The sequence below is a fragment of the Bacteroidota bacterium genome (assembly GCA_005882315.1).
GTDB lineage: Bacteria > Bacteroidota > Bacteroidia > Chitinophagales > Chitinophagaceae > VBAR01.
The window spans coordinates 2,471,964-2,489,683 of the sequence record VBAR01000001.1 but is presented as its reverse complement, the minus strand read 5'-3'; the positions used below and the strand labels follow the sequence as shown (position 1 = coordinate 2,489,683).

At 38.7% G+C, this 17,720-nt stretch carries 12 protein-coding genes; 3 read left to right on the top strand and 9 right to left on the bottom strand.

Annotated elements, in window-relative coordinates; translation table 11 throughout:
• Positions 1-4 precede the first annotated feature (4 nt).
• Positions 5-934 carry an isoaspartyl peptidase/L-asparaginase gene (locus E6H07_10305; protein TMI66262.1) on the bottom strand — a complete coding sequence of 310 codons (930 nt, stop codon included), beginning with the start codon at positions 932-934 and terminating at the stop codon, positions 5-7.
• A 42-nt stretch (positions 935-976) separates the two neighbouring features.
• Between E6H07_10305 and E6H07_10300 the strand changes: the two genes are divergently transcribed.
• Complete coding sequence (locus E6H07_10300; protein ID TMI66261.1) at positions 977-1,675, top strand: hypothetical protein; 699 nt, start codon at positions 977-979, stop codon at positions 1,673-1,675.
• 20 nt (positions 1,676-1,695) lie between these two features.
• Here the strand turns inward: E6H07_10300 and E6H07_10295 are convergent, their stop codons facing one another.
• The 5 genes from E6H07_10295 to rpoB all read right to left on the bottom strand — a co-directional run bounded on the left by E6H07_10295 (position 1,696) and on the right by rpoB (position 13,198).
• Positions 1,696-2,688, bottom strand: a complete 993-nt coding sequence (locus E6H07_10295; GenBank protein ID TMI66260.1) for a carbohydrate kinase — start codon at positions 2,686-2,688, stop codon at positions 1,696-1,698.
• A gap of 17 nt (positions 2,689-2,705) precedes the next feature.
• Positions 2,706-4,142, bottom strand: coding sequence for an amino acid permease (locus tag E6H07_10290; protein TMI66259.1), 1,437 nt, complete (start codon positions 4,140-4,142; stop codon positions 2,706-2,708).
• Positions 4,143-4,246: 104 nt separating this feature from the next.
• Positions 4,247-4,846 carry an OmpH family outer membrane protein gene (locus tag E6H07_10285; protein TMI66258.1) on the bottom strand — a complete coding sequence of 200 codons (600 nt, stop codon included), beginning with the start codon at positions 4,844-4,846 and terminating at the stop codon, positions 4,247-4,249.
• A gap of 177 nt (positions 4,847-5,023) precedes the next feature.
• Positions 5,024-9,316 carry a DNA-directed RNA polymerase subunit beta' gene (gene rpoC / locus E6H07_10280; protein ID TMI66257.1) on the bottom strand — a complete coding sequence of 1,431 codons (4,293 nt, stop codon included), beginning with the start codon at positions 9,314-9,316 and terminating at the stop codon, positions 5,024-5,026.
• A 78-nt stretch (positions 9,317-9,394) separates the two neighbouring features.
• A complete protein-coding gene (rpoB, locus tag E6H07_10275) occupies positions 9,395-13,198 on the bottom strand; it encodes a DNA-directed RNA polymerase subunit beta (protein ID TMI66256.1) in 3,804 nt (1,267 codons plus the stop codon).
• Between the two features lie 266 nt (positions 13,199-13,464).
• Between rpoB and E6H07_10270 the strand changes: the two genes are divergently transcribed.
• On the top strand, positions 13,465-14,436 hold the full coding sequence (locus E6H07_10270; protein ID TMI66255.1) for a helix-hairpin-helix domain-containing protein: 972 nt from the start codon (positions 13,465-13,467) through the stop codon (positions 14,434-14,436).
• A 130-nt stretch (positions 14,437-14,566) separates the two neighbouring features.
• Here E6H07_10270 and E6H07_10265 read toward each other — a convergent pair whose 3' ends face one another.
• The gene (locus tag E6H07_10265; protein TMI66254.1) at positions 14,567-15,337 is read right to left on the bottom strand and encodes a DUF4595 domain-containing protein; all 771 of its coding nucleotides are present in this window, start codon (positions 15,335-15,337) and stop codon (positions 14,567-14,569) included.
• Between the two features lie 173 nt (positions 15,338-15,510).
• Between E6H07_10265 and E6H07_10260 the strand changes: the two genes are divergently transcribed.
• Entirely contained in the window at positions 15,511-15,681 is a 171-nt protein-coding gene (locus E6H07_10260; protein ID TMI66253.1) for a helix-hairpin-helix domain-containing protein, read from the top strand.
• Positions 15,682-15,708: 27 nt separating this feature from the next.
• Here E6H07_10260 and E6H07_10255 read toward each other — a convergent pair whose 3' ends face one another.
• Both E6H07_10255 and E6H07_10250 read right to left on the bottom strand, forming a co-directional pair.
• Positions 15,709-16,488, bottom strand: a complete 780-nt coding sequence (locus E6H07_10255) for a hypothetical protein (GenBank protein TMI66252.1) — start codon at positions 16,486-16,488, stop codon at positions 15,709-15,711.
• A complete protein-coding gene (locus E6H07_10250; protein ID TMI66251.1) occupies positions 16,481-17,626 on the bottom strand; it encodes a hypothetical protein in 1,146 nt (381 codons plus the stop codon). Before E6H07_10250 ends, E6H07_10255 begins: the two co-directional genes overlap by 8 nt.
• Positions 17,627-17,720: the final 94 nt, after the last annotated feature.

Here is a 17,720-nt window from a genome sequence, read left to right as displayed (position 1 = left end):
ATAATTATTTGTAAATCGAAACTTCATTCAATCCATCACTACATTTCATACCTCTATACATTCCATCACTATTAAAAACCATTGCAGCATTTCCTTTTGCATCCACACCAATCATTCCCCCTTCTCCATTGATGACAACTAATTTTTTAAGTGTAACTTCTTCCATTGCCAGCTGCAACGAAAAGCCTTTGTATTCCATCAGGCAACTTACATCGTAAGCAGTTACTGTCTGCATAAAAGGTTCCCCATGCCCGGTGCAACTTATGGCGCAGGTTTTATTATTGGCATAAGTACCGCTACCAATAATCGGCGTATCTCCTACCCTTCCAAATTTTTTATTGGTCATACCGCCGGTACTTGTTGCTGCTGCAATATTTCCTTCTGCATCACAGGCAACAGCGCCAACTGTTCCAAACTTTTTCTCATTGGGGCTGAAATGATCCAGCACAACCGTTTCTGATTCCTGTGCATGCTTTAACTGATCATAACGAAACTGGCTAAAAAAATATTCGTCGGGTTCTGTTTGTATGTTATATTGTTTGGCAAATTCCTCTGCTCCTTCGCCACATAAAAGAATATGTTCACTGTTTTTGATAATACAATCAGCCAGTAAAACCGGGTTGCGGATATTTTTTACACCGGCTACTGCACCTGCCTGTAATGTTTTTCCATTCATAATGGAAGCATCCATTTCATGTGTGCCTTTATGTGTAAATACAGAGCCCCGGCCCGCATTGAAGAGAATACAATCCTCTAATGATACAACAGCTGCTTTTACTGCATCCATTGCAGTTCCGTTATTCTCAAGAATCTTATACCCCACATCCAATGCATCCTGCAACGCCTGCTTGTACTGGCTCTCCTTTTCAAGCGTCATATTCGTTTTCAGAATTGTTCCGGCTCCGCCATGTATTACCAAACTGATTTTTCCCATATCTTCAACCTTATATCTGTTGAAAGCGAAAATAATTCATTTATGCCAGCCACTGTAAGCCTGATAAAGAAACAACTCACCCGATCAGATTATTTCATCATTGCTGCCAATTTGATTCCCGTTTATGGTGTTTTGTTTGAAAGATGGAGTGCAAAAGAAGTTTTTCTCGTGTATTGCCTCGAGACGATCATCATTGGTATTTTCAATATTATAAAAATGGGAATCGTGACTTCCGTGAGGAAGACCGATACATGGTATAATGGGCCGAGCCGTACACAGCAACACGGATTATTCTTTATATTTTTCTTTTTGATTCATTATGGATTGTTTGTGGCTATCCAGATGGGAATATTCTTTGGCGTTTCCGGGCTCATGCCGGATGGTGGAATAAATGTATTCAGCTTTTTTTATAAATGGCCCCAGCTATTAAGTAAAGACGCTTATTACATGCTGGCAGGCTTTATTATTAGTTATGGTTTTAGCATGATCTACAACTTTATTCTTTCAGGTCAGTACAGAACAGTATCGCTAATGCACCTGATGTTTCAGCCTTATATCCGGATATTCATTCAACAGTTCGCAGTTATTGTGGGCAGCATGTTCTTAAGTTTTGGTGCAGGCACAGTATTTATCATCCTCTTTGCCTGCATTAAAATCTTCTTTGAAGTATTTGTAGATTATGACGGGATACTCAATAAACAAATGAGCGTATTGAAAAATGAAGAAAAGGAAGAAGCCTGATTAACTCGCAGTCTGTCCGTTTAAGATAACAGCATTTCACATTCATGCATCAGTTTCTCTTTATCAATGGCTACTGTGCCTACTTCTTCACACACTAAGCCACCTGCTATATTCGCAACTTCCGCCATCAGGTGAGTGTTTTGAGTAGATGCATATACTAAGGAAGCTGTAGCGATCACTGTATCACCGGCGCCGGATACATCTGAAATATTACGGATATGCGAAGGAATAATTTTATGAAAACCATTCTGCTGTATGAAAACACCTTTCTCTGATAAGGTGATAAAAGAAATTTCGTGTGACAAATGTTGTTTTAATTCATCATGCACCTGGCAAAGGGCCGCTTCATCCGATGCATCAGAAATAATATTCAAGGCTTCTTTTACTTCTTTCAGGTTGGGTTTAAAAAGTGTTACGTTTTGGTAGCTGAAAAAATTCTTTCGCTTAGGGTCAACGGCTGTCATTACCCCGGCTTCAACGCAAAGCTGAATTACATTCTCGATCACATACTCAGTCAGCACCCCTTTATTATAATCTTCAAAAATGATAATATCCGGATCTGTTTTAGCAATAAAATCCTGCACCTTCTGCAATAATTTGATCTCTTCTTCGTCAGTAATATCCTTTGTCATTTCACTATCCAGCCGCATCATCTGCTGGTTGCGGCTGATAACACGGGTTTTATTAGTTGTAATACGACTGTTGCTTTTTACCATGCATGTTGTGTCGATCATATGCTCATTAAACAATTCTTCGAGCAGCATACCATCACTGTCGTTTCCCGTTACTGAGATTGCATAAACCTGTGCTCCCAGCGACTTACAATTCAACGCCACATTACCTGCACCACCAATGCGATATTCTTTTTTGTGTAATGAAACAACAGGAACGGGAGCTTCGGGTGAAATGCGTTCTACTTTACCCCACATATACGTATCAAGCATCACATCCCCGATCACACCAACCTTGATTGAAGAAAAAGATTCAAATAGTTTTTTAATATCAGTTGCCATACTGCAAATGTCCGTAATTATTTTTTACGGGAAACAGCCAGGTAATAAAGAGGTATGCCCAGTAAAACTATTCCCAGCCCGATGCCCGCATACTTAGGCTTCATCGTTATCAGGAAATAACAGAAAGTTAATGCCATAACAATATAAATAGCCGGCAATACCGGGTAACCAAATGCTTTGTAGGGCCTTTCAATATCAGGTCTTTTCTTTCTTAAAACAAAAATACCTAAGATCGTGAGTGCATAAAATAATACAACGACAAATGAAACCATATCCAGCAGGTCGCCATATTTTCCGCTGAGGCAAAGCAAAGAAGCAACGATTGCCTGTGCCCACATCGCATATTCAGGCACTGCATTTTTATTCAGCTCAGCGGTTTTTTTGAAAAACAATCCATCATTGGCCATTGTGTAATATACCCGGCCGCCAGCCAATATTAATCCATTGTTACATCCAAAAGTTGAGATCATGATCATAACTGCAATGATCATTGCCCCTGCTTCACCGAAAATCTGATTGGAGGCAGCAACCGCTACCCTATCTCCTTCGGGGTAAGCAATGCTATCAGCACCTGTTAAAGGAAGTACATGCAGGTACATTAAATTGGCTGAAACATAAATAACGGTTACGATGAGAGTTCCAAAAAATAAAGCCAGCCCGATATTCTTCTTTGGATTTTTTATTTCACCTGCAATGAAGGTTACATTGTTCCATGCATCACTACTGAAAATAGAACCTACCATGGCTGCAGCGATAGCTCCCATTAATGCCGGCCCGCCAATAGAAGACCAGCTTCCATCTTTAATAAATCCACCGGTCGCATCCTGTTCAAGTTTTACTGCATTGAATCCTGTTTCCCAGTTTTCACTCCAGAAACTATGTTTTGCCAATAAGAATCCGAGAATGATTAATCCAAAAAGTGAAATGAGTTTTGCCGAGGTAAAAGTCGTTTGTATGATCTTTCCACCCTGTATTCCTTTTGAGTTCGTCCAGGTTAGAAATAATATCAATGCAATTGCGAGCAACTGTGCGGCAGATATATGAAAAGAGCCTAACTCTAATAAAATATTGTTTTCTCCTACAGCAGGTATCAGGTAAGCAGTAAAGCGACTAAACGCAACACCTACTGCCGCAATGGTAGCAGTTTGTATTACTGCAAAAAAACTCCAGCCATATAAAAAACCTGCCAGCGGATTAAACGCCTCTTTCAAATAAACATACTGGCCCCCAGCTTTTGGATACATCCCGCTGAGTTCTCCATAGCTTACGGCTGCTGTAATGGTCATAAAACCTGTAATAGCCCAAACGGCAACGAGCCAGCCAGCACTGCCTACATACCGGGTGATATCTGAGCTTACGATAAAAATACCTGAGCCAATCATTGAGCCTGCAACGATCATTGTTGCATCCATCAAGCCGAGTGATTGTTTAAAAGAAGTTTGCTGTTCCGCCATAAGGGTTGGTTTAAAAGTCAAGATAAGTAAATCCTTTCATTTCAAGTAGCCGCAAATAAAAAGTCCTCCCGGTATGAGAGGACTTTCAAAAATAAATTTATCCGTTACTCTTTTTTGCTTTTATGCTGCAGGTTCAATCCTTTTATTACATCAACTGTAATATCATAAACCGTATCGACATAATAAAAAACCCTGTCCTCAAGTGACATGATATAAGCATACCTCCTGTCACTATTATATTCCTTCAAATAGGTTTTTATTTTATTACGCAGGGTCAATTCAAGTTGTGATACTCTCTTCACATACTCCTGTTCAAGCTGCTGCTTCTGATCACTGATTCTTTTTTCTGTTTCCCGCAGATCAAGCTGATGTGCTTCACTAAGCTGTGTAAGCCCGGCACTTTGATCCTGTTGTACATAGCCCTGCAGTTTCTTGCTGTAATCATCACTCATTTTCTGCAGTTTAAAATTATTGTCCTGTTCTGATTTCCGGACTTCATCCAAAATCTCCCGGGCATATGAATAATTTTCTTCTACTGAATCCATATTGATATAGGCAATGCGGGTGGAACTTACTTTACTCGCTGTATCAGCAGCGGCAGTCTTTGGAGTGTTACTCTTGTTATTATTACCAAAATACAAAAACAGCAAAATTCCCGCCACCGCAGTTAAGAGAATATTCCAAATCAGCATTCCATTTTTCATTCAATCTTTTTTTGCAAATTAAACATGAACCCGGCCGCAAATATAATGATTCAGGTACTTTAGGAAACAGTTAACATGAAAGCAATATGCCTTACACAATAACCTGCTGTTTCAAGTAAAAAGGAGCAAGATTATTATCTTACTCCTTATTGATTATTTTATCTGTTGCACATTCAATTATTCTTCATCATCAAAATCCATAGCCTCTCTTGTTGTCTGCAGTAATTCGTATTCTTCTTTACTACCTACAATGATGCTTTCAAAGTCACGCAAACCTGTACCAGCCGGGATCGGGTGACCAGTGATTACGTTCTCTTTCAATCCGAGCATCTCATCTGTCTTACCTTCTATCGCAGCTGAAGAAAGCACCTTGGTTGTTTCCTGGAATGATGCAGCTGAGATCCAGCTTTGCACACCCAGAGAAGCTTTGGTGATACCCAACAATGAAGGAGTAGATGTTGCCGGTTTTGCATCGCGGTATTCGATCGGCTTTTTATCATTACGACGAAGCACTGAATTCTCATCCCTTACTTCACGCAATGTAACGATCTGACCTGGGCGCATTTTTCCTGAATCACCTGCATCAGTTACTACTTTTTTATCATAGATGAAATCGTTCTCATTAATGAACTCGAATTTGTCAACCAGGTCCTCTTCGAGGAATTTAGTATCACCTGGATCGACGATGATCACTTTACGCATCATCTGGCGAACGATAACCTCAATATGCTTGTCATTGATCTTTACACCTTGCAAACGGTAAACTTCCTGTATCTCATTCACAACATACTCCTGTACTGCAAATGGTCCTTTGATCGCAAGAATATCGCCTGGAGCAATTTGTCCATCACTCATCGGTGTACCTGCTTTTACAAAGTCTCCATCTTGTGCAAGAATTTGACGTGTCAACGGAACAAGATATTTTTTCTGAACACCATCTTTTGCTTCGATCATTATTTCCCTGTTACCACGTTTGATAGCACCCATTGAAACCACACCATCAATTTCAGAAACGATGGCTGGGTTGCTTGGGTTTCTTGCTTCAAATAATTCGGTAACTCTTGGAAGACCTCCGGTAATATCTCTTAGTTTACCTAATACCCTTGGAATTTTAACCAACACTTTACCTGCTTTCACATTTTCAGCTTCTTCAGGTATGATATGGCTTCCTGTCGGCAGGTTATAGATCTTTTTATCTTTTCCTTCTACAACAATTGAAGGAATTTTTGTTTTATCACGGGTTTCAATTACCACTTTCTCTCTGTGACCTGTTTGTTCATCAGCTTCTTCGCGGTAAGTAACACCTTCAATAACGTTTTCAAACTTGATCACACCATCCTGCTCAGCCATGATTACGTTATTGTAAGGATCCCATGTGCAGATAACTTCACCTTTATTAATTTTCTGGCCATCTTTTACATTCAAAGTAGAGCCGTAAGGAATGTTATTAGTGATCAGCAAACGATCATTCTTTGTATCAATGATCCTTACTTCACCTGTACGACCAATAACTACCTGGGCTTTTTCTCCCTCACTATTCATTGTAGTTACTGTACGTAAACCATCAAATTGAATAGTACCGTCGAATTTTGCAGGTAATGTAGATTCAACTGATGCAGAACCCGCAACACCACCTACGTGGAAGGTACGGAGTGTAAGCTGTGTACCCGGCTCACCAATTGACTGTGCAGCAATGATACCAACTGCATCACCTTTTTGTGCAAGGTAACCTGTTGCCAGGTTTTTACCATAACACTTCACGCAACAACCACGTTTGCTTTCGCATGTCAATACTGAACGGATCTCAACAAACTCAATTCCTGCATCTTCAATCTTCCTCGACAGGTCTGCAGTTATTTCATCACCTGCTTCAATGATCAATTCATCATTCAGCGGGTTATAAACATTATGCAATGAAGTACGGCCAGCGATCCTGTCACTCAATGGTTCAATTACATCCTCATTATCTTTTAATGCACTTGTATTGATGCCACGGAGTGTTCCGCAATCTTCTTCAGTGATAACCACATCCTGTGCTACGTCAACAAGACGACGGGTCAAGTAACCGGCATCCGCCGTTTTCAACGCTGTATCGGCAAGACCTTTACGGGCACCGTGTGTAGAAATGAAATAATCTAATACGTTCAATCCACCTTTAAAGTTGGAAAGGATCGGATTCTCGATGATCTCACTTCCTGTTGACCCTGATTTTCTTGGCTTAGCCATCAAACCCCTGATACCAGCAAGCTGTTTGATCTGCTGCTTACTACCACGGGCACCTGAATCCAACATCATAAATACTGAATTGAAGCCCTGCTTATCACTGCTCAACTCACGGATGAGTGATTCTGTAATACGGGTATCAACACGGCTCCAAATGTCAACGATCTGGTTATAGCGTTCGTTGTTTGTAATAAGACCCATATTATAGTTATCCCATACTTCTTCAACTTCTACTTTCGCATTGTCCAGCATTTCTTCTTTTACATCAGGAATGATAAGGTCATTAATATTAAATGACAAACCACCCTGGAAGGCTGTGCGGAAACCAAGTGTCTTAATATCATCAAGGAACTTCGCTGTTTTTGGAACGTTGGTAATTTTAATAATATCACCAATGATCTCACGAAGATTCTTTTTAGTCAATAATGCATTTACAAACCCTACTTCTGCAGGTACGTGTTGGTTAAATATTACACGACCTACAGTTGTTTCGATCAGCTTATGAACAAGCAGACCATCTTCATTACGGATGTTTGCTTTTACTTTTATATGAGCATGCAAGTCAACGATACCTTCGTTGTAAGCAATGATAACTTCTTCCGCACTGTAGAATATCATTCCTTCTCCGCGAACTTTTAATTCCGGTATGGTCTTTCTGCCTTTTGTGATATAATACAAACCCAACACCATGTCCTGTGAAGGAAGTGTGATAGGCGTACCATTCTGTGGGTTCAAAATGTTATGTGATGCAAGCATCAATAACTGTGCTTCCAATACTGCTGCGTGACTTAATGGAACGTGAACGGCCATCTGGTCACCATCAAAGTCGGCGTTGAACGCCGCACACACTAATGGGTGCAATTGTATCGCTTTACCTTCGATCAATTTTGGCTGGAAAGCCTGGATTGATAAACGGTGAAGTGTCGGGGCACGGTTAAGCATGATCGGGTGGCCTCTTAAAATGTTCTCCAAAATATCCCAAACCACTGCTTCTTTTTTATCAACTAATTTTCTTGCACTCTTTACTGTTTTTACAATACCTCTCTCAATCAGTTTGCGGATGATAAATGGCTTGAACAATTCAGCAGCCATATCTTTTGGCAAACCGCACTCATGCAATTTCAATTCAGGACCAACTACGATAACCGAACGACCAGAATAGTCAACACGTTTACCTAACAGGTTCTGACGGAAACGTCCTTGTTTACCTTTCAATACATCACTCAAAGATTTCAATGCACGGCCGCCTTCAGCTTTAACGGCATTTGATTTTCTTGAGTTATCAAATAAAGAGTCAATAGCTTCCTGCAGCATACGCTTCTCGTTACGAAGGATAACTTCAGGTGCTTTGATCTCTAATAATCTTTTCAAACGGTTATTACGGATAATAACACGACGGTATAAATCATTCAGATCAGATGATGCAAAACGACCACCATCCAACGGAACTAACGGACGAAGTTCAGGCGGAATAACAGGAATGTATTGCATAACCATCCACTCCGGACGGTTATTGATCCTTGTATTTGCATCACGGAAAGCCTCAACAACACTCAAACGCTTCAATGCATCTGCCTTACGTTGCTGTGAAGTTTCGTTTGCAGCCGCATTACGCAGATCAAAAGATAACTGATCGAGGTCGATACGCTGTAACATATCATGTACCGCTTCAGCACCCATCTTTGCGATGAACTTGTTCGGATCATCATCAGGCAGGTACTGGTTATCTTTTGGTAATGTTTCAAGAATATCGAGGTATTCTTCTTCCGTCAGCAAATCACCAACACTCTGACCTTTATCTGCACGCAGACCTGTTTGTATTACTACAAATCTTTCGTAATAAATTATGGTCTCTAATTTTTTAGAGCTTACACCCAACAGGTAACCGATCTTATTCGGCAGTGATTTAAAATACCAAATATGTACAACAGGCACCACCAATTTGATGTGGCCCATTCTTTCACGACGAACTTTCTTTTCGGTTACTTCCACACCGCAACGATCACAAACAATGCCTTTGTAGCGGATACGCTTATACTTTCCGCAGGCACATTCATAATCTTTTACCGGTCCGAAAATCCTTTCGCAAAACAAACCATCACGTTCAGGTTTGTAAGTACGATAGTTAATGGTTTCAGGTTTCAACACCTCGCCATAACTTCTTTCAAGAATTGTATCCGGCGAAGCAAGTCCGATTGTTATTTGTGAAAACGCAGCTTTCGGACGATTTTCTTTTCTGATTGCCATATTACTTTATGGTTTGAAGTTTTTTGTTTTTGTTACCAGTCCCGCCTTGGCGGGATACGTTTTATTCTCTACTCACCATTACTCGAACTTAAGATCCAATCCCAATCCTCTCAACTCATGCACCAATACATTGAATGATTCAGGCACACCTGCTCTTGGTACATTATCACCTTTCACAATTGATTCGTAAGTTTTTGCACGACCGATGATATCATCAGATTTAATAGTAAGCAATTCCTGCAGGATGTTTGATGCACCATATGCTTCCAATGCCCAAACCTCCATCTCACCAAAACGCTGACCACCGAACTGAGCTTTACCACCCAACGGCTGTTGAGTAATCAAGCTGTAAGGTCCGATCGAACGGGCATGCATTTTATCATCCACCATGTGGTGAAGTTTGATGACATAGATAACACCCACCGTTGCTTTCTGGTGGAAACGATCTCCCGTTTCACCATCATACAAGTAAGTGTGGCCGTACATTGGAATATCAGCTTGCTTACAGTAATCAGCAATTTCATCAACTGAAGCACCATCAAAGATTGGCGTTGCAAATTTCACTCCCAGTCTTTGTGCAGTCCATCCAAGAACAGTTTCATAGATCTGTCCGAGGTTCATACGGCTTGGTACACCCAATGGATTCAGTACAACATCTACAGGTGTTCCGTCTTCAAGGAACGGCATATCTTCCTGGCGAACGATCTTAGCGACAATACCTTTGTTACCGTGACGACCAGCCATTTTATCTCCCACTTTCAACTTACGTTTTACTGCGAGATAAACTTTTGCAAGTTTCAATACACCTGCAGGCAACTCATCACCGATAGAGATATTAAATTTCTCTCTCTTGTAACGGCCTAGTTCTTCGTTGTATTTAATACTATAGTTGTGTAACAGCGTATTGATCTGATCATCTGTTTTCTTATCAGCCGTCCATCCTAATGGATTAACAGTTGAATAGTCGATTTCAGCCAGGTTCTTCTGTGTGAACTTGGCACCTTTTCCAATCAGCACTTCACCAAAGTTGTTGCTTACGCTATTTGAAACATGGTTTCTTAATAATGCACCCAATTTTTCCTGCAGCAAATCCATTACGTTCTTGGTATTTGCTTCGTGCATTTTTTCCAGTTTCTCCAAGGCGGCTTTCTCTCTTACTTTACTATTCTTATCTTTCTTAGCTCTCTGGAATAATTTCTTTCCGATAACAACACCTTCCACACCATTCGGCGCTTTCAGCGAAGCATCTTTTGCATCACCTGCTTTATCACCAAAGATGGCACGCAACAGTTTCTCTTCAGGTGTCGGATCACTTTCTCCTTTCGGAGTGATCTTACCAATTAAGATATCACCTTCTTTTACCTGTGCACCAACCCTGATAATACCATTTTCATCCAGGTCTTTTGTTGCTTCTTCAGATACGTTTGGAATATCCGGTGTCAATTCTTCTTCACCGAGTTTTGTATCACGAACTTCCAGTTCATATTCAGAAATGTGTACAGAAGTAAACATATCTTCTTTCACTACTCTTTCACTAATTACGATCGCATCCTCGAAGTTGTAACCCTTCCATGGCATGAATGCCACTTTCAGGTTTTTACCCAATGCGAGTTCACCATTTTGAGTAGCATATCCTTCAGTTAAGAAATCACTTTTCTTTACATGCTGACCTTTCTTTACAGCCGGCTTCAGGTTGATACTTGTTTCCTGGTTTGTTTTGATAAACTTGGTAAGCCTGTAAACTCTTAAGTCATCTTCAAAGCTTACGAGTCTGTCCGTTTCATCTCTCTCATAACGAACATGAATTTCGTTTGCATCCACAAACTCAACAATACCATTACCATCAGCATGGATCTGGATCCTTGCATCACGAGCAGCCTTTCCTTCCAATCCTGTACCAACAACTGGTACATCAGGACGGATAAGCGGAACAGCCTGGCGTTGCATGTTTGATCCCATCAATGCACGGTTGGCATCGTCATGTTCAAGGAACGGAATGAGTGAAGCACTCAAACCAACGATCTGGTTCGGAGCTACGTCCATAAATTCCACTTCATTTTTATCCAGTATCGGGAAATCACCAGTTTGACGTGAAGTGATTTTCTCTTCTTTAAATTCTCCTTTCTCATCTAACGGTGAGTTAGCCTGTGCGATCTTCTTCAGGTCTTCCTCTTCTGCACTCAGGAAAGAAAGTTTTTTCATATCCACTTTTCCTTCGTTCACCTTACGGTAAGGAGTTTCAATGAATCCCATATCATTGATCTTCGCATGTACGCAAAGTGTAGAGATCAAACCAATGTTTGGACCTTCCGGAGTTTCAATTGTACACAAACGACCATAGTGTGAGTAGTGTACGTCACGAACCTCGAAGCCAGCTCTTTCACGACTCAAACCACCGGGTCCGAGTGCTGAAATACGACGTTTGTGAGTGATCTCACTTAACGGGTTTGTCTGATCAAGGAACTGAGATAACTGCGATGTACCAAAGAATGAATTGATAACAGAAGAAAGTGTTCTTGCATTGATCAAATCAACTGGTGTAAATACCTCGTTATCTCTTACGTTCATTCTTTCACGTATAGTACGAGCCATACGTGCCAGACCCACACCGAACTGAGCATATAACTGCTCACCCACTGTGCGAACACGGCGGTTGCTCAGGTGATCAATATCATCTATCTCCGCTTTACCATTTGTAAGGCGTACAAGATATTTGATGATAAGAATGATATCTTCTTTTGTTAATGTCTTTTGTACTAATGGCGCATCCAGGTTCAGTTTGCGGTTAATTTTATAACGGCCAACTTCTCCTAGATCGTAACGCTTATCACTAAAGAATAATTTATCGATGATACCACGAGCAGTTTCATTATCCGGGGCATCAGCACCACGCAATTGGCGATAGATATACTGAACCGCTTCCAGCTCACTGTTCGAAGTATCTTTATTTAATGTGTTGTAGATAATTGCATAATCACCACCTACATCTTCACGCTGAATAAAAATACTCTTCACATCCATTTCTGCAATCATATCAATTGCTTCATCATCAAGAATGGAATCTCTTTCAAGGACTACTTCATTTCTTTCGATAGAAACAACCTCACCAGTATCTTCATCTACGAAATCTTCTACCCAGCTTCTGAGTACACGGGCAGCTAATCTTCTGCCTGCATATTTAGCTAAAGTCTTCTTATCGGTTTTAACCTCGTCAGCCATTCCGAATAATTCGAGAATGTCTTTGTCAGTTTCATAACCGATGGAGCGAAGAAGCGTAGTTACGGGGAACTTTTTCTTACGATCGATGTATGCGTACATCACGTTGTTGATATCGGTTGCAAACTCCATCCACGCACCTTTGAAAGGAATTACTCTTGCAGAGTAGATCTTTGTTCCATTGGGGTGAATAGACTGACCGAAGAATACACCAGGTGAACGGTGAAGCTGAGAAACAACTACACGTTCAGCACCGTTGATAACAAACGTACCGCGGGGTGTCATGTAAGGAATGTTCCCTAAAAACACGTCCTGGACGATGGTTTGAAAGTCTACGTGTTCCTCATCATTACAGCTCAAACGGAGTTTGGCTTTGAGGGGAACGGCATAGGTTAAACCACGTTCCATACACTCCTCGATCGTGTAACGGGGTGGGTCGATAAAATAATCCAGGAACTCTAATACGAAAATGTTCCGGGTATCAGTGATAGGAAAATTATCCTTAAACACTCGGAATAAGCCCTCGATATTCCTTTTATCGGGTGTTGTTTCTAACTGGAAAAACTCTTTAAAAGATTGAATCTGTACCTCAAGCAAATCGGGGGCGTCTGCGAGGTGTTTGATCTTGCCGAAATCAATCCTGTGGTTCAATTTTGTTGAAGACATAATTGTAAAACCGGTTTTTTAAATGTTCAGGGGATACAAATGACTCACAGGCATTTATTTATAAGAATAAAAGCCTATGTTAATCAGCTATTTAATAATGAATTTGTACCCCAATGTGTTTTGCGCAAAAAATAAGGACTGCAAAGGTAAGGGTTATAAGTTTCTGACCAAGAAAAGTTTGACAACAAAAATGCGGCCTAAATTACTACTAAGCGGGTATTTTCTGGCTTTTCCCTAAAACTTACCTTGGATGAAAACGGGAAGATATGGGCTGGAAGCAATTTGTAAAGGACTACCTGAATTTTACCCGGCGGGAAAGAATTGCTGTCATTATAATTATCGGAGTGATGATAGCAGTTTTGATGGCCCCATCAATTTTGTCAAGAACAGGGTCTTATGCCCCAGATAAAGCAGACACTGCCTGGATAAATACCGTGAAAAGGCTGGAATTAAAACAGCCTGATTCTTTTTACCAGGATGATCAAACTAAGGATGATAATGATTATGCCTACCAGTATGACAGATCAAAAAAAAGTTATTCAAATAATTCGCAACTAAAAGGTGAGCTTTTCTATTTTGACCCAAATAAAATTTCTGCTGCAGAATGGAAGCGTTTGGGATTAAGAAATAAAACAATCCAGACGATTCAGAATTATTTAAGCAAAGGCGGGAAGTTCAGAAAACCTGAAGACCTGCAAAGAGTTTATGGATTACATAAAGATGAATTTGAAAGACTGGAGCCTTATATCAGAATTGAATCTTCTTCTGAAAATAAGGTCAATGAAACATATACGACTGCGGCTAGTGAAAAACCAGGGATTAAAAGATATACGCCAGGGTATTCTGTTATTGATGTGAATGCTGCTGACACAACAGCATTCATTTCTTTGCCAGGAATTGGAAGCAAGTTGGCTGCAAGAATTGTAAACTTCAGAGACAAACTCGGAGGATTTTATTCTGTTGAACAAGTGAAAGAAACTTTTGGTTTGCCTGATTCAACTTATCAAAAAATAAAACAGTATTTGAAATTAGATAACCCGTCAGTGAAGAAAATTAATATCAATACTGCAACTGTTGATGAACTGAAAGCACATCCTTATATCAAATACAGTTTAGCAAATCCTATTGTTGCTTATAGAAATGAACATGGATTATTTTCTAAAGTGGAAGATGTGAAGAAAGTGATGGTGGTAACGGAGGAGATTTATAAAAAGATTCAGCCTTATCTTACTCTATAATCACTCCGGTGTCTCGCCTCATCATTCATTTTGTTTGAAGTCGTTCAAGGCGAAGACCCCGGTGGACAAAAAAATAAATAAACTGTAAAAGGCTGCCCAGGCAGCCTTGAATTTTTAAGAAGAAAGAGATTTATTGATAAGTATACGTAGTCACATTAGTTTCACCTTGCAAAACATAGTCAGTTGTTTGTTTAACAGGATAATTATCAGCATCAAACTTATAAGTAAACTTAACATCCCATGTTACTATATTGTTAGTATCAAAAGTTTTAGACGCAATCATAATATTTTTTACCGTCTTACCGAATAATTTGTCCGACGGCCACATGTTTGAAGTGCCTTGCGGGGCTTTGTTGAGAATTTTTTCATCGTAATGATACTCCCGTTTAGAATTAAATACACCGTCATAAGACAACTTTGAAGAAACCGGGTTGCCATTCACGATCACATATTCCTCCTCCATTAAGTAACCAGTACCTTGTCCTTTTTGCTTTATCATATATCCATTGGCGTCATAAAAATATTCGTATGTGTAAGTAATCGTATTATCTGCTTTCTTATAAACCATTTTGGTGATAGCACCTTTTTCGTTTAGATCACATTCGATAAGTTGGTCAGGCTGACCATCTGACAGCTTCTTCCTTATTACATTCAGTTTAGAACCGGCATCGTAAGAAAAAAAGTATGTATGCTCATCATCCTTATAGTTAGATAATCTTCCCTGTGCATCATAGGTTAGTTCCATGGTTTCCGTAGGATCATTTGCATAAATAGTACTTGCTGCTATCAATTTTTTTTCTACCGATTGCTGCTGTGGTTGTGGCAATTCATTTTTTGATTTGGAGCAGGAAACAGCGGCAATTATTATTAAAGCAGCTGTTATAAATTTCATCTGTTTCATTGTTTTGTTTTTTTGCTTTTTATTTTTTTAATTTGATAGATCAAAGATGCAATCCCATTTTGTCGTTTAAAATTTTATGCCGGCGAACTGCAAAAGAATTGCTGTAAAATGTAGCTAATTAGAATAGAGATGTATCTGCTATTCATAGATACTGCCGCTAATGAGCTGGTTCTTTGGTGGAGGAAGTAAAAGCACATCCCTATATCAAATACAGAGTAGCTAATCCTATTGTTGCTTATAGAAATGAACATGGATTATTTTCCAAAGTGGAAGATGTGAAGAAAGTGATGGCGGTGACGGAGGAAATTTATAGGAAGATTGAGGCTTATCTTGTCATTAAATAGTTCTTCTAATTAAGATTTGAAGCGTTTTTAATTCAATTCATTTTTCTTGATCTTCGATTTAAATAAGTGCAAAAAAGATTTTGCCTCCGATGATATTTCATTCTTCATTTTAATAAGATCAATTGTTATATCTCTTTTTGGCACTTTGATTTTGTACAACTCTGAATATCTTTCGTTGAATAAAAATCTAGCTTTAAACAAACTAAGATTCATAACACTATCTATTTTTTTAGAAAAAGGTAAATCAATTAATGGATTTCTTTTATTAAAATATAAATAGCTAGTATCGTTGTATGATTCATCCACGATTTTTTTTGATGAATAGACTTGGGTTAAAGTATGGTTTTGGGGGTTAGTATATGATGACTCTAATTTACTCTCCTTAATAACATCATATATATCCAAAAAGCCAAAAGCCTTTATTTTCAAAATTGAATCTACAGATGTTTTTTTCCCAATTGAATCATTTATTGAATTAAAAAAATACCCAAATTTATCATCCCTATTAAATACAAATCCAGAATATCTCAATTCTTGAAACAATATTTTTTCATCATCCTCAATACTGTGATGTGAGGGAAGTTGATATATAATTGTTGTACGATCGAAGGTAATAAAAATACTGTCTGTTAAATTTAACAATTTACCATCAAGCTGAACGACTGGAAAATTTAAAATCAATAAAAAACGATTTGAATCTTTGATTCGATCTTTATTTCTGAAAGAGCAATTTAAAAGAATAATGGCCAGGGTAAATGCTATTGTTACCCTGGCTAAATTTTTAAGGCAATTAAATGAATTATTCATATGATTCATTAACATTAAAATTTTTCTGACAGGAATAGGTAAGATCATAGCTTATAGGTGATCCTCTCCATCCCACCGAGCAGGTAACAGAGAGTTGAACATCAACTATGGCATTATAAAGTCCAAGGATTGCATTCCAATAGGTAATATTATGTGATACAGAACCCCCGACTATTACTCCTACTTTAGCGGAACCTTCATGAGTTATAGAATGCCATTGCCATTGCGTACTTCGGTCTTGACTAGCAACTTTAACTTGAGTTCCTTTTTCCCAACTATAAATATACCATCCAATTCCTTTGAGGAGTTTCCATTCCAATTTTTTTATTTTTTGTTCTGGAGTTTCGCTTAAAGTTGTTATGCTTTTTGTTTCATTTGATACAACAATACTGTTTACAAGAGTCATTAACCCATTATAAACAGATTGCGGCACACTACCTCCATTTCCACCACCTCCTCCGCCTTCACAACCATTATGACCACACTCAGTAAATAAATATATTTCACTTAAAATTTCACCTGTATCTATATCATATGTTTGGAGATACCAATCAATACATACACCACAAGGAATTTCTGCAAAAGAAGAAATCTCATTTGATTTGCCATCGCTCTTTGATATCAACTTTACTTGGTCATATTCAATCTGCCCATTATAATAGGTTTTTGCTTCAATTAATTTATAATTTATTTCGTATTTTAAAACTGCTCCTGAAAATTTATTTTGAGTTGATGTTTTTGAAGCAACTAGCAAATTCATTTCCTGTATTTGAAGATTTTGGCTATTCCCATTTGGAACATAATAGATATAGCTTCCTGAAATTATATCACCTTTTTCATTTTCCTTGGTTAATAGAATTTTATAAACCTTGTTATTATCGCCTATCTCGATATCTCCGATTTTGATCGGCGTGATATTAATTCCCGATTCAATTTGTCGAGTTTCTTTCCATAAAAGATATTCATTTCTTTTTTTTGCAAGACTTGAATTTTGGTTATCATACCACGACTTTACTTTTTCATTTAAAGTAGTTAGGTTACCAGGAGGTTTTTCGATGTTTGATTCCTTTTTACAACTTAATGTGAAGAAGAGACATCCAATAACAAATAATGCATTTGAATTGATTTTTGTTTTCATACTTTAAGTTTTGAGGTTAAGAAAATGGTTTAAAAAAATTATATTGTAATACAATACTAATTAAAATAAATTGTAAATACATATTATTTGTAAT

What these genes read in the sequence shown, in the direction of transcription:
- E6H07_10305 (TMI66262.1), bottom strand. Translation starts at nt 934, where the DNA reads ATGGGAAAAATCAGTTTGGTAATACATGGCGGAGCCGGAACAATTCTG.
- E6H07_10300 (TMI66261.1), top strand. Translation starts at nt 977, where the DNA reads ATGCCAGCCACTGTAAGCCTGATAAAGAAACAACTCACCCGATCAGAT.
- E6H07_10295 (TMI66260.1), bottom strand. Translation starts at nt 2,688, where the DNA reads ATGGCAACTGATATTAAAAAACTATTTGAATCTTTTTCTTCAATCAAG.
- E6H07_10290 (TMI66259.1), bottom strand. Translation starts at nt 4,142, where the DNA reads ATGGCGGAACAGCAAACTTCTTTTAAACAATCACTCGGCTTGATGGAT.
- E6H07_10285 (TMI66258.1), bottom strand. Translation starts at nt 4,846, where the DNA reads ATGAAAAATGGAATGCTGATTTGGAATATTCTCTTAACTGCGGTGGCG.
- rpoC (TMI66257.1), bottom strand. Translation starts at nt 9,316, where the DNA reads ATGGCAATCAGAAAAGAAAATCGTCCGAAAGCTGCGTTTTCACAAATA.
- rpoB (TMI66256.1), bottom strand. Translation starts at nt 13,198, where the DNA reads ATGTCTTCAACAAAATTGAACCACAGGATTGATTTCGGCAAGATCAAA.
- E6H07_10270 (TMI66255.1), top strand. Translation starts at nt 13,465, where the DNA reads ATGGGCTGGAAGCAATTTGTAAAGGACTACCTGAATTTTACCCGGCGG.
- E6H07_10265 (TMI66254.1), bottom strand. Translation starts at nt 15,337, where the DNA reads ATGAAACAGATGAAATTTATAACAGCTGCTTTAATAATAATTGCCGCT.
- E6H07_10255 (TMI66252.1), bottom strand. Translation starts at nt 16,488, where the DNA reads ATGAATAATTCATTTAATTGCCTTAAAAATTTAGCCAGGGTAACAATA.
- E6H07_10250 (TMI66251.1), bottom strand. Translation starts at nt 17,626, where the DNA reads ATGAAAACAAAAATCAATTCAAATGCATTATTTGTTATTGGATGTCTC.